The organism is Pontibacillus chungwhensis BH030062 (genome assembly GCF_000770675.1).
Lineage (GTDB): Bacteria > Bacillota > Bacilli > Bacillales > BH030062 > Pontibacillus > Pontibacillus chungwhensis.
Genome location: NZ_AVBG01000003.1, coordinates 100,212 through 113,403 on the forward strand (window position 1 = coordinate 100,212; position 13,192 = coordinate 113,403).

At 38.5% G+C, this 13,192-nt stretch carries 10 protein-coding genes; 4 read left to right on the top strand and 6 right to left on the bottom strand.

The features are described from left to right. The first annotated feature begins 5 nt into the window (after positions 1 to 5). Both N780_RS05215 and N780_RS05220 read left to right on the top strand, forming a co-directional pair. On the top strand, positions 6 to 1,118 hold the full coding sequence (locus N780_RS05215; RefSeq protein WP_036781048.1) for a glycosyltransferase family 2 protein: 1,113 nt from the start codon (positions 6 to 8) through the stop codon (positions 1,116 to 1,118). Then, positions 1,115 to 2,578 carry a phytoene desaturase family protein gene (locus tag N780_RS05220; RefSeq protein WP_036781050.1) on the top strand — a complete coding sequence of 488 codons (1,464 nt, stop codon included), beginning with the start codon at positions 1,115 to 1,117 and terminating at the stop codon, positions 2,576 to 2,578. The genes N780_RS05215 and N780_RS05220 overlap by 4 nt, the downstream gene beginning before the upstream one ends. 37 nt (positions 2,579 to 2,615) lie before the next feature. Here the strand turns inward: N780_RS05220 and N780_RS05225 are convergent, their stop codons facing one another. The 3 genes from N780_RS05225 to N780_RS05235 are packed head-to-tail and all read right to left on the bottom strand — an operon-like array spanning position 2,616 to position 6,432. Then, positions 2,616 to 3,464 (bottom strand): phytoene/squalene synthase family protein, encoded by an 849-nt coding sequence (locus tag N780_RS05225; RefSeq protein WP_036781054.1) that lies wholly within the window; start codon positions 3,462 to 3,464, stop codon positions 2,616 to 2,618. Beyond that, the gene (locus N780_RS05230) at positions 3,461 to 4,948 is read right to left on the bottom strand and encodes a phytoene desaturase family protein (protein WP_036781057.1); all 1,488 of its coding nucleotides are present in this window, start codon (positions 4,946 to 4,948) and stop codon (positions 3,461 to 3,463) included. Before N780_RS05230 ends, N780_RS05225 begins: the two co-directional genes overlap by 4 nt. After that, a complete protein-coding gene (locus tag N780_RS05235; protein ID WP_036781058.1) occupies positions 4,945 to 6,432 on the bottom strand; it encodes a phytoene desaturase family protein in 1,488 nt (495 codons plus the stop codon). The genes N780_RS05230 and N780_RS05235 overlap by 4 nt, the downstream gene beginning before the upstream one ends. Positions 6,433 to 6,629: 197 nt before the next feature. On the opposite strand from N780_RS05235, the gene N780_RS05240 reads away from it, so the two are divergent. Both N780_RS05240 and N780_RS19430 read left to right on the top strand, forming a co-directional pair. Continuing rightward, positions 6,630 to 8,366, top strand: coding sequence for a B12-binding domain-containing radical SAM protein (locus tag N780_RS05240; RefSeq protein ID WP_036781059.1), 1,737 nt, complete (start codon positions 6,630 to 6,632; stop codon positions 8,364 to 8,366). 366 nt (positions 8,367 to 8,732) lie between these two features. Next, a complete protein-coding gene (locus tag N780_RS19430) occupies positions 8,733 to 8,843 on the top strand; it encodes a YjcZ family sporulation protein (RefSeq protein WP_084599356.1) in 111 nt (36 codons plus the stop codon). A 56-nt stretch (positions 8,844 to 8,899) separates the two neighbouring features. On the opposite strand, the gene N780_RS05250 is transcribed toward N780_RS19430, so the two are convergent. The 3 genes from N780_RS05250 to N780_RS05260 form a co-directional block, all read right to left on the bottom strand. Continuing rightward, positions 8,900 to 10,876, bottom strand: coding sequence for an EAL domain-containing protein (locus tag N780_RS05250; RefSeq protein WP_052114899.1), 1,977 nt, complete (start codon positions 10,874 to 10,876; stop codon positions 8,900 to 8,902). A gap of 46 nt (positions 10,877 to 10,922) precedes the next feature. After that, positions 10,923 to 12,287, bottom strand: a complete 1,365-nt coding sequence (locus N780_RS05255) for a TrkH family potassium uptake protein (protein ID WP_036781063.1) — start codon at positions 12,285 to 12,287, stop codon at positions 10,923 to 10,925. A 440-nt stretch (positions 12,288 to 12,727) separates the two neighbouring features. Then, the gene (locus N780_RS05260) at positions 12,728 to 13,165 is read right to left on the bottom strand and encodes a YwpF-like family protein (protein ID WP_036781065.1); all 438 of its coding nucleotides are present in this window, start codon (positions 13,163 to 13,165) and stop codon (positions 12,728 to 12,730) included. Positions 13,166 to 13,192 lie beyond the last annotated feature (27 nt).

Genomic DNA, 13,192 nt, shown 5'->3' on the forward strand with positions numbered 1-13,192 from the left:
TACATATGTCAATTTACTTATGGGGACTTATCGGCCTAGAAGCCTTCTGCCTCCTATGGATCTTATTAAATAGTACGTTTATAAAGCCATTAGCAAACCCTTTAGACGATGCTTCCAATCCAACTGTTTCTTTATTGATCCCGATGAGGAATGAAGAACGAAATATAAAAGAACTCATACAGTCTTTACAAGCATTAACCTATCCCTCATTTGAGTGCATCTTATTAGATGATCAATCAACAGACCAAACGAAAAAGCTCACAAATGAAGCCATTAAGGATGATGAGCGTTTTTCTCTTATAATAGGGAAATCTCTACCAGAAGGATGGAATGGGAAAGTTCATGCCTGTCACCAGCTTAGCCAACATGCACAAGGAGAACTTCTTCTGTTTATTGACGCGGATGTACGGTTAGCACCTGACACCGTTGAAAGAACCGTCGCAACATTTAATAAGGAAGAAGCCGGGATGATAAGTGGCTTCCCTCATTACGCGGATAGAAGCCACTTATCCCAATTCCTTGTAACACTTCAACACTTCGTTGTGTACGCCCATCTTCCTATTTCCATAGCGAACACAACCAATCATCCTTCCTTCACTGCAGCTTGTGGAGGTTTTATCGGTTTTACTAGAAAAACATATGATGCGATCAGAGGGCATGAAGCTGTCTCCTCTTCCCTTTTAGAAGATGTTCACTTAGCTCGTGAAACAAAAAAGAGCGGCCATACAATGAAGCTAATGAACATTTCATCATCTGTCAGTTGTTATATGTATGAATCTCTAAAAGAAGCGATTGAAGGCTTTACGAAAAATATTTTTATTGGAATTAACAAATCCGTTGGACTAGCTCTATTACTAATTACTTGGTATATTTTGTTGTATATATTGCCTGTAGCCTTATTGATGATCAGTATAACAAGTGGACAAATTCTTTATGCAGTCCCATTATTGCTAATCGTGCTTCAGAAGGGATTAGTAGATTACAAGAATAAGACGTCTCTAGTGTATTGTCTCTTTATGCCTTTTTCGGCTCTGCTCTTTGTGTTCGTCTTAACTCGTTCTATGTACACATCAATAAAAGGAAAAGCTTACACATGGAAAGGAAGGTCTTACTCATGAAGAAGATTTCAATCGTAGGAGGAGGCTTAGGTGGTCTATCAGCTGCTATTCATCTTGCTGCTGATGGGCATCACGTTAAAGTATTTGAGAAGAACGAACATTTCGGGGGAAAGATGAAATCTATAGATATAGATCGTTATCATTTTGATTTTGGTCCTAATACCATCACAATGCCGCAGGTCTTTGTAGAAACGATTCGTAAGGCCGGTCTAGACCCTGAAGAGTATATTACTTTTGAAAAAATTGAACACCATACTAGAAATGCTTTCCCTGATGGGTTTGTTTTAGATTTCTCTTCCTCTTCTACTTTTATGAAGGATCAACTCAAACGACTAGATCCTAAAGGAGCTTCTAGATATGACGAGTTCCTCAATAAAATTGAATCATTGTACCAATTGTCTCATAAACATTTTTTACATCGTACCTTTACTAGTTGGAAGGATTATTTATCTCCCTCATTAGGTAAAGCATTTTTAAAAGTACGACCAAACCAAACGATGCACGATTTCTTTCATACATACTTCGAAAACCCGAAAACCATACAGGCACTTGATAGGTACGCAACTTATATTGGATCCAATCCATATATAGCCCCTGCAACATTTGCTATGATTGCACACCTAGAACTTACTGATGGCGTTTATTACGTACCAGGGGGTAATACAAGAATTGCCGAGGTCCTTGTGAAAGCAGCTAAACATGTAGGCGTCGAGTTACACAATCACTCAAAAGTAAAGGAAATCATAACTTCAAATGGTAGAGCAACTGGTCTGCAAATGGAATCTGGGGAGTATGTAGAAGCTGATGAGGTTGTGATAAACGGGGATTTGTTAAAAGCTTATCCTGACCTCGTAAGCGAACAAGATCGCCCTAACTTTCCTAATAAGAAAGTAAGAGGTTTCGAACCTTCTATTTCTGGATTCGTTATTCTAGCAGGTCTTGATGGAAAAGTGGATCAACTCCACCACCATCACCTCTTCTTCTCCACAAACTATAAGAAGGAGTTCACACAGCTCCAAAACGGAGAGTATCCAGACGATCCTACCATTTATATTTGCACCTCCTCCAAGAGTGATTCAACTGTCTCACCTGATGGAGATAACTGTTTTATTTTAGTGAATGCCCCAGCAACCAGTAAGGATAAAGAGCCAATCGATCCTGAAGCCTACAAGCAAGTGATTTATAACAAGCTAGAACGATTCGGTATTCCAATAAAAGATAAAGTAAAGGTTGAACAAATTTATACACCTGAAGATATTCGAGTTGATTTCGGAGCTTTCAGAGGGTCTATATACGGTCCTGCAGCTAATAAGAAGCTAGACGCCTTCCTACGGCCTTTCAATCGCTCACAGGACCTTGAAAACATTTGGTTTGCAGGCGGAAGCACCCACCCAGGAGGCGGAAGTCCTATGGTCGTACTAAGCGGTCGTAATGTGGCTAGAGCGATTCACAATAAATAAGTATGATTAACAGCAAAGGCGTAAACCATTTTGTGGTTTACGCCTTCATTAATTGAATATCAGATAAGATATCTTTTTTCACTTGATCACTAACAAAATTACGTTCATGAAAGACTTGGTAATGATTATCACGAATAGATGGCAGGATTGCTCTGTAAAGGTAGGCAGCACCTTTTACCGGTGTTCTGGAATATAGAGGGTATTCATGAATGCTCATTAGGGATGATTCATAAAATTTCTCAGCTTTACTGGCCAAATCTTCCCACAATTGTATAAAGGCTTCGTTTCGTTCATGATTACGTAATTGCTCATATGAATAGCCATAAGTATCTAAAAGTGACTTGGGGATATAAATTCGTCCTCTTTCTATATCTTCCCCTACGTCCCTTAGTATATTTGTTAACTGCATCCCTTTACCAAGATCAATCGCACCTTGCCTTAGTTCAGCTTCTTTCCCTGGTGCTAAGACCGGAAGTAACATAAGTCCGACGGTACTCGCTACTTGATAACAGTAAAGAAGCAGTTCCTCCTCTGTTTCTACTACGTGGGAATTAATGTCTTTTCGCTGGCCATCTATCATTTCTTGGAAATAAACTGGGTCCATAGAAAACGATGAAAAAACATCCTCTAACGCAATCCACATTGGATCATTTCCTGGTATTTCACCTTTTAAAAAGTTGTGAAAATTCATTTCAAATTCATCTAATTCTGATTTAGGTGCACTTCCCTCATCTACAATGTCGTCAACTTTGCGACAAAAAGCGTAGATCGCCCATACGGCTCTTTTTTGCTTTTTTGGCAATAAAGAGAAGGCCTTTGAGAACGTTTTAGAATGTGTTTCTATAATCTTCTTACAATGGGAATATGCATTGTTTATATGTCTCAACCCTCGACCACCTCACTTACGTTGTAGTATACCATATGATGGTCCTTTAGGTAATCTGATAAGAGTTTGGCTCCTTGCATGACAATTGGAACACCACCCCCTGGATGAATCGATGCCCCTACTGCATAAACATTGTCAACTTCATAAGGTTTGAGCTGAGGACGAAAAACACCTGATTGGAATAATGTGGGTGCAATTCCAAAGCTGCCTCCGCCGAATAACCCTTCTCTCATTGACTCTTGCGGCGTCTTGACCTTGATCCACTCGATATGTTTACGCAAATCTTGGTACCCTCTAGCTTCAAGAAGATCTAATATCTTCTCCGTAAATGATTCCTTATAAAGGTCCCAGTCATATTCTTCCCCTGAAGGTACAGGTACGAGTGTATATAACACACCTTTCCCCTCCGGTGCGAGGGAATCATCCACTAAGGACGGGTGAAAAGTGTAGATACTCGGATCATCAGGCAACTTTTTATGTTGGAATACATCAGACATGTGCTGGTCGAAATCATTGCTCATAATGAATTTATGAATGGATGGTTGATCATAATTACGATCTAATCCCATATAAACCAGGAAACAACCAGAAGACGGTGTATAGGTACGGTTAAGCTTCTTCTCTTTTGGTAAGAGATTATCCATAATTGGAAAATCACCATTTAATACAACGTCATCAAAGGATTTCCACTCTCCATTTACAACAATTCCATCACAGTGATTATGTTGTACACCAATGTGTTCTACTGAGCTATTTGCTTGTAAAGTAACCCCCCGCTCTGACAATTTTTGAAGCAAAATGTCTACTAAACTAGCATATCCACCTTTTAAATACCATATACCATGTTCATGTTCACTGTAAGAAACAAGAGAATACAAGGCCGGAGATTCTCCAGGGTGACCACCGATATAAAGGGTTTGGAGGGCGTAGGTATTTTGAAGCTGTTCACTTTTAAAATAACTTTTCATCATTCTCTTTACATGTTGATACGCTCTGAGTTTTACGAGCATCTGAATGTTTTTAGGTGTAAAGAATTGACGCTTCTTCACAAATTGTTGTTCAAGAAAATGTTGCTGTCCCATGTGAAATCTCCACTTCATATCTTGGATAAAACGTTCAAAGCCTTCACCATCACCAGGGAAAAGTCGTTCAATTTCTTCCTTTTGTTTTTCAATGTCACGAAATTTAAGCATTTGTTCACCATTTGTATAATCTACAGAATACAAAGGATCACAAGCAACCAGTGGAATTTCGTCTCTTGTTAATCCACCTTCTTCAAGGATAGACAGAAGCATTTCAGGCAAAAGAACAATCGTGGGACCTTCATCCACTTTATATCCCTCATGTTCAACAAATTGGAGGCGTCCCCCAAAGTGATCTTTTTGTTCGTATACGGTAATATCATAGCGTTCGTCTTTAGATAGTAAAAGAGCTGTCACAAGACCTCCTACTCCTCCTCCTACAATACCTATCTTTCGCTTCATGCTTGCTTCACCTCCCCTGTTTCTGATAGCCAGTTCGCTGTAATACGTGCAGATTCTAATATCGTTGGCAAGCCACTCCCAGGATGAGTCCCTCCTCCGACAATCCAGCAATGATCTAATTCATTAAAACGATTGTGGGGTCTGAAATACATCATCTGAGATAATTGATGGCCTAAATTAAACGTTGCTCCGCGATAAACGTTATAATCTTGTTCCCACCCTTTAGGTGTTAAGATCTTCTCTTCCTCAATTTGGTCTTCTGAAATGGTAATACCACCTTTGTCTTTTAACACATCTAAGACAAGATTTCTAAATGTGCCCTTTTCTTGGTCCCAATCAATTTCTGAGAAATTATTAGGGACAGGTGCTAATACATATAGAGCTGTCTTCCCTTTGGGAGCTAATGTTGGGTCTGTAACAGATGCGTTATGAACGTATATTGAGGGGTCTTCTGATAGATCAAGAGATTTGGTAACCTCTTCGACATTCTTTCTATAATCGTCTGAAAAGATTATGCTGTGATGCGGAAGGTCTATCTCTCCATCAATTCCTAAGTACATCATAAAAGTCGAACAACTGTATTTTTTCTTTTCGAGCTTCTCACTTTTGTATTTCTTTAAAGAGGCCTGATCCACAAGCTGATCCATAGCTTGAGCAAAGTCCGCGTTTACGATAACCTCATCTGCTTGAACTTCTTCACCATCTTCTAGTTGTAGTCCAGTTACGGTTTTTCCGTTTGTTATTAACTTTGATACACCTCTATTTAAATGAATGTGACCTCCATATTCCTGAACAACTTTCGCCATAGAATTGGAGATTTGATTCACGCCGCCGATAGGGTGAAATACTCCATATTCATGCTCCATATAGGAGAGTATTGAAAATGCACCAGGACACTCCCACGGAGACATTCCTAAGTATTTCGCTTGAAATGTGAAAGCGAGCTTTAACCGTTCATCTTTAAAGTATTGAGATAATACCCCATGAAGAGATTTGCCTAAAGCTAAATGAGGAAGCGCCTTTAGCGTTCTGGGACGGACATAATCTATAAGTCGGTGATGACGATTTTGAAGCATGGGCATTAAAGCGTTCATGCGTTTTCTAGTCTCATTCATAAACCGATGGTACCCCTCTTCACTACCGGGGAATTGCTCGCTCAGTTCGGAAGTCATGCGCTCAGGGTCCCTGTACATCGTGACCTTTTGATCTTCAAATATAAGGTTATACATAGGATCAAGCTCAATTAGATCCATATAATCATGGAGGTCTCGACCAGCCGCTTCGAATAACTCTTCTAATATATGTGGCATACTGAAAAACGTAGGACCTACATCAAATTGATATTCTCCTAATGTTAATTTTGCGTTTCTTCCACCGATGACACTGTTTTTTTCAAACACATGTACATCATATCCTTTGGCTGCTAGCAACATAGCTGAGGCTAATCCACCTGGCCCGGCACCAATTACGGCAACTTTCTTCATATTCTCACCCACCGTTATACATTTATTGTACATTAATTATACAACTAGTTCCCTTAGACCGCAATTTTAAACTCTGCTTCATCTTAAAAGTTAGGCTCTCTCTATTTACACTTGTACAATATTGAGTTCGCTCTCTCCCTCCCTTATGTAAAATATGGTAAAATTTGAATAGGAAAATTTTAAGGAGTGTTCGTAAAATGAAAGTAATGGTTTCTACTTTAAATGCGAAATATATTCATACGTCCCTTTCTATACGATATTTAAAAGCAGCTGCTGAGCCTGATTACAATGTGCTCATACAAGAATTCACCATTAATGACCCCGCCCTATCCATTGCAAGCGCAATTTATGCTGAAAACCCTGACGTTGTTGGGTTTAGCTGTTACATATGGAATATAGAAGAAACTATTCCAGTTCTATCGATCCTAAAAAAAGTGTTACCAAATGTAACCATTATACTTGGTGGGCCTGAGGTAAGTTACGATAGCAACTATTGGATGGAACGAATTCCAGAAGTCGATATTATAGTCCGAGGTGAAGGTGAACAAACCTTTAAAAAAGTACTGAAAGCTTTGGACGCTAAAGAGGGGCTCCATTCTATACACGGCCTTACTTACAGAGAGAAAGGAATGACCATTAAGGAAACAGGACCAGCACCTAAATTCCCTTTAAATGAAATCCCCTCCCCCTTTCGGTTTGAAGAAGACAAAGTGGAATTAGCAAAACGTATAACTTATGTAGAAACAAGCCGAGGATGTCCTTTTACATGCCAGTTTTGTCTTTCATCAATTGAGTTTGGCGTTCGCTACTTTGATATTGATCGAATGAAGGACGAAATTACCTATTTAATGGACAATGGAGCGAAGACTATAAAATTTTTAGACCGAACATTTAATATAAACCGAAAATACGCCCTTGAAATGTTCGACTTTCTTATTAATCACCATCGCCCGGGGACGGTTTTTCAATTTGAAATCACAGCCGATATTATGAGACCTGAGGTATTAACATTTATCAACGAAAATGCTCCTGCTGGATTGTTTCGATTTGAGATTGGGGTACAATCTACTAATGAACAGACAAATGAATTAATCAAGCGAAAACAGAACTTCAAGAAGCTGAAACGAACGATTACAATGGTTAAAGAAGGCGGGAAAGTTGTACAACATCTTGACCTTATTGCTGGGTTACCCGAGGAAGACTATCCCTCGTTTAAACAAACCTTCAATGATGTATTCGCTATGAAACCAGAAGAGCTGCAATTAGGCTTCTTGAAAATGTTGAGGGGAACGGGGCTACGAAACGACGCTCATAAGTGGGAGTATCAATTTATGGATAACGCTCCTTATGAGATGCTTTCAAACCATGTATTATCATTTTCAGAAGTATCAGCGATAAAACGGGTCGAAGATATACTAGAGAAGTATTGGAACAAACACTTTATGGATCATACTGTTGATTACCTTACAAAGGAAGTGTTTGAAAGTCCGTTTGATTTTTTCCAATCCTTTGGTGAATACTGGCACCTTCAAAATTGGGACAAGATTGGTCATCAATTAACAGATTTATTTAAACGTCTATACCAATTCTTACAAGAAGTAGCACCTAGCCACTTAGCCATCATCAAAGGGTTAATGAATTTAGATTATTATGGGAATTTCAAACAGAAGCCCAGGACTACATGGCACAGTGATCAGTGGAGTAAACAGGAGAAGCAATCCATGTATGACTCATTATGGAATGAGCTCAATTATGGTGAGAAAGGCTACACAAAGCGTGATCTCCATAAGCACTCCATGATCGACGCTGTTCCCTTTAATGTAAAACATTATTTAGACACAGGAGAGATTGAAGAAACCCCTGATATCTTAATGGCTATATACAGTCCAAGTAATCAAAAAGTATCCTTCTCATTTGCCTCTTCAAGCAACTAGCTAATCAGTTGTTTATTAGAAAATTTGTTTGAGATTAGTAAGGTTGAGACTCATAAATGGAGATAGGCCCGTATCGTGTGCGGTTGGGGCAGGCTTTTGGACCACTCGCTTTCCTGCGGGGAGCTTGGAAGCCTCCTCCTTCGCTGACGCTCCGTCCGGGGTCGTCCCTAGGCTCCTTCCCCCGCGGAAAGCGAGTGGTTTCAAGGCCCATCTTACGCTCCAGTAAAGCAAACGGAAACGTTCTCCCAGTTTCGAAACTTCAGTATAAGGAGGTGTGGATGAAAACAAATACATAGAACTAGGCACTCGTCTATACCAAATCAGCTCTTATCACATATACATATAACTAGATAGGAGGTGATTTGGATGTATTGTTGCGGATATGGCCAAGGCGGCTATGGCTACGGAGGCAGTTTTGCGTTAATTGTTGTACTATTCATCCTTTTAATCATCGTTGGTGCAGCTTTTTATTGCTAACCTCTTATAAGATTTATAAAGAAAAAGGCAGCCCTTTCTGGACTGCCTTTTTCTCATTAGACGGTTTGTTTTTGAAACATTTCGTTAAGATGTTTAGGTGGAAGTGGCTTACTATAGAAAAATCCTTGCATCTCATCACACCGTTCGTTTTTAAGAAATGTAAGTTGCTCTTCTGTTTCCACCCCTTCTGCAATTACTTTCATATCTAATGAGTGGGACATATGGATAATCGACTTCACAATGGCTTCATTTTGTTTGCGATTTTGAATAAACACTTTATCGATTTTGAGTTTATTAACTGGAAATCTGCTTAAATATTTTAAAGAAGAGTACCCTGTTCCAAAGTCATCAATAGATACATACACACCTAAATCCCTTAATCCTTCTAGCGTTTGTATAATATCTTCCTCATTACTCATTGCCATACTCTCAGTAATTTCTAACTCTAAATGGGAAGGTTGAAGGCCCGTTTTGTTCAAAATCGATGCCACGCGCTCTACAAGATCACTTTGATGGAATTGTTTAGCTGACAAGTTGACCCCTACGATAATTGGATCATATCCTTCATCTTGCCATTGTTTATTTTGACGACATGCTTCATACATAACCCAATCCCCAATCTCTAATATGAGACCTGTTTTTTCAGCAAGGGGGATAAACGTTCCCGGAGATATAAAGCCTTCCTTAGGATGGTTCCATCGTAGCAAAGCCTCTACCCCTACTATTCTGCCTGTTACAATATTCTTCTGAGGCTGATAATGGAGTTCAAATTGACCCTCCTTTAGTGCTTTGCGGAGTTCTGTTTCCATCGTCAAAATGCTCTTAAAATCCTTCGATATAGAGGATTCAAACATCTTGTAATCATTTCTATAATGTTCTTTAATCACGTTCATTGCAGAATCAGCATGCTTAATCAATTCATTTGCATCTTGACCGTCATCTGGATACAAGCTAATTCCAATACTTACTGAGGTAAACAATTCAAAATCATCAATATGAATAGGTTCTTGAAACTGGTCTATGATCTCTTGTGCTAACGCCTCTGCTTCTTCTTTCGTTTTCACATAGCGTTGCAGAATGAGAAATTCGTCTCCTCCCATCCGTGCCAAGAACGTATGCTCATTTTGTAAATACTTTAAACGGCGGGCACACGATTGAAGTAATTTGTCTCCAAATACGTACCCCATCGTGTCATTAATTTGTTTAAAATAGTCAATATCCATAAAATATACAGCAAACATTTCCCCGCTTGCTTGAGCTTGATTGATAACATCCATAAGTTCTTGAAGGAAATATGTACGATTTGGTAAGTTTGTTAACTCATCAAAATAAGCCATAAATTCGATCCGCTTTTCGTTCTCAACGCGTTCTGTAATATCACGAATGACAGCACCTCTAAGGATCTTATTGTCATACGGATACGGGTGAGCCATAACTTCGAGATGAATTCGCTTGCCACTTTTGGTTACAGCAGCGATTTCATAAGGTTCATTTGGGATTATGTCTATTTTTTCTTTTAAGGCCCTAGAATATTGAGGGTCTACGATATCAAACACACTCTTATGTAGGAGCTCTTCATTTTCATAACCTAGGATTTCAGCAAAGGTATCATCACATTCTACAATAATCCCATTATCATGAAGGACCATTCCTTCAAGACTAGAATCCATGAACTGATGTATCTGTTGCCTCAATTCCTTAATCCGATCATAAAATGATGAATCTTGAAGGGATAAACAGTAAAGCTTCTTATTATTGCAGTTGAGCCCAAGTACTTTCACACTGAGTTGGCGACCTGAACCGTCAATAACTTTCATCAACCTTTGTACATCTTCATCTACTATCAATTGATCAAAGTCAAAATAAGAATAAATAGAAGTTGGTTGTACAACAGAAATATCCAGGAGCTCCTTAGCTGGCTGGTTCCACTCCACTATCTCACCCCTCTCATCCACAAAAAGAAGGGCATCCCGGAGATGATCCAGGAGCTTCTTATGGATAGGAAGGGATGAGTGATCACATGGATTCGACATGTCTTATTCCTCCCAAAACTTAACCCTGCAAACTATAGGTCTAGGTCTATCCAATAATAATGCGTTCCGTTGGATAGTGATAGTTGCCTTTTTTCTCTTCTTTCTTAAAGGTGAACAGGAATGACAAGATTCCAATTCTTCCGATAAACATTAAAGCCATTAAAACAATTTTACTAACAGTTGTTAAATATGGTGTAATCCCTAAAGAGAGTCCAGTGGTACCGAATGCAGAACTAACTTCGAAGAAAATTTGGGTTAAACTGAAATCTTCAGCAATTGTTAATATAACTACAGCTACAAACACTGAAATGGATGCAAACATCGTAACAACAACGGCCTTAATCAGATCATCATCGTGCACTTCTCTCCTAAATATGCGTATGCGCTGCTGGCCTCTAGCATATGTAAGCAAGAATATGATGACTAACGCAAAAGAAGTTGTTCTTATTCCACCACCTACACTACTTGGAGATGCTCCTATTATCATTAGAACAGACATAAAAATATGAGTTTGTTCCGTGAACATGTTAACATCCATTGTTGTAAGACCAGCACTTCGTGTCGTTACAGATTGAAACAGTGCATAAAACAAAATTTCATGCCATGGTTTACCTGCAAAGAAATAATTCGTTTCAAGCAATATAATCACTAACGTTCCTACAATAATGAGAGCAAGGAATGTAAAGGTCGTTAACTTTGTAAACAATGAAAATCGCATAAATTTACGCTCTTCGTTAGAAGCAAACAAATGCTCTCGAACTTCAATGAGAACAGGGAAGCCGATCGCGCCTAGTACAATTAATCCCATATGAATAAATTGCACGAAATAATCATCCCTGTAAGGGATAAGGGATTGTCCCGTTATATCAAAACCTGCATTTGTTGTAGCGCTTATAGAGGCAAAAAATCCTTGATAAAAAGCTTCATACCAGGTGGGAAAATACTGCATAAAGTATACTCCCAAAATAATAAAGCCTATAAATTCTATAACAAATATTAAGAATAAAATTTGTTTAATTAAACGAACCATGCCTTGGAAAGTAGTTTGGTTATGATCCGTCATGATTAGCCTTCGCTCTTTTAGACCAATTTTCTTCCCTAACAAGATCCAAATCATCGTACCCAATGTCATAATGCCAATACCACCAAACTGAAGTACAAAAGCGAGTAAAAATACGCCTGTTACACTAAACGTTTCCGAGATATTCACAACACTGAGTCCTGTAACCGCCACCGCACTTACAGCAGTAAACACGAGATCAATAAATGATATCGTAACTCCCTCCTGATGAGCGACTGGAAGCCCTAACAAAATACAAGCTGTTAAGACAGCAAATCCATAGAACAGAACAATGATTTGAACGGGAGATAAATTGTTAAGCCAGCGCAAGCTATGATGCCTAATCCACATTCAAATTTCTCCTTTTCTTACAAGAATCCTTACTAAACCAACATTTTATACCATTATACCAATACGAAAAGGAGAATTCTTTTTTAATATCGGTTCATTTGTTGGTTTTTGAAGGATTCCCATTCTTTTTTAAAATATATTTTAGTTTTTACTACTTTCCTATTTAATATAATCTGAAGAGATAAAACTTCTTACTCCCTAAGGAAAGAGCAACTATTATTTTAGCGGTTTTGTATGCTACATCAAGTGTCTAAGAGTAAATTTTAATTTTCAGACTCATGTCAAACTGAACACTGACCAATGTATATGTATAAGAAGTTTTCTTTTTCGCAGAAATAACGAACTTCACTAACCCTAATTTGTTTACCAGAGCAAACGAATTCTATAGTTTCCCAGAAGACAAAAAATACCCACTCATTTTAGTGGGTATCCCAGTTCACTTATACAGAGTTCTCGGCTTCAGCTTGCTCTACTCTATTTTTAAATTCTTCAAGAAGCTCTTCACCTTGATATCCCTCTTCAATTAATCGACGAAGCATGTGTTCGACTTGATCCTTTTTATGATCAACAATATTCCCCATGAAAAGCACATTGAAATGTTCACCAATTTCATTTACATCCAGAACTTTAACTAAGAAAACAGCAGGATGGTTAGAACTCTTGGTGATTTTAGCTTCTAACACCATTTCCTCTTCATTCTGTCGAAAACGTAAGAATTCATCAAGGTATTGTTTGTCCAAATAAGCTTCGATGATCCAACGGTTTTGTTCGTCTTCACGGTTTATAATTAACCCATCAATAAGTGGTATAGACCTTTTCTGAAAATCTTCTCCACTTTCTTTAAGGATGTTTAATTTAATCAACTTGAACGTCTTCAATAAGAGAACCCCCTCTCTTTTTTTAAT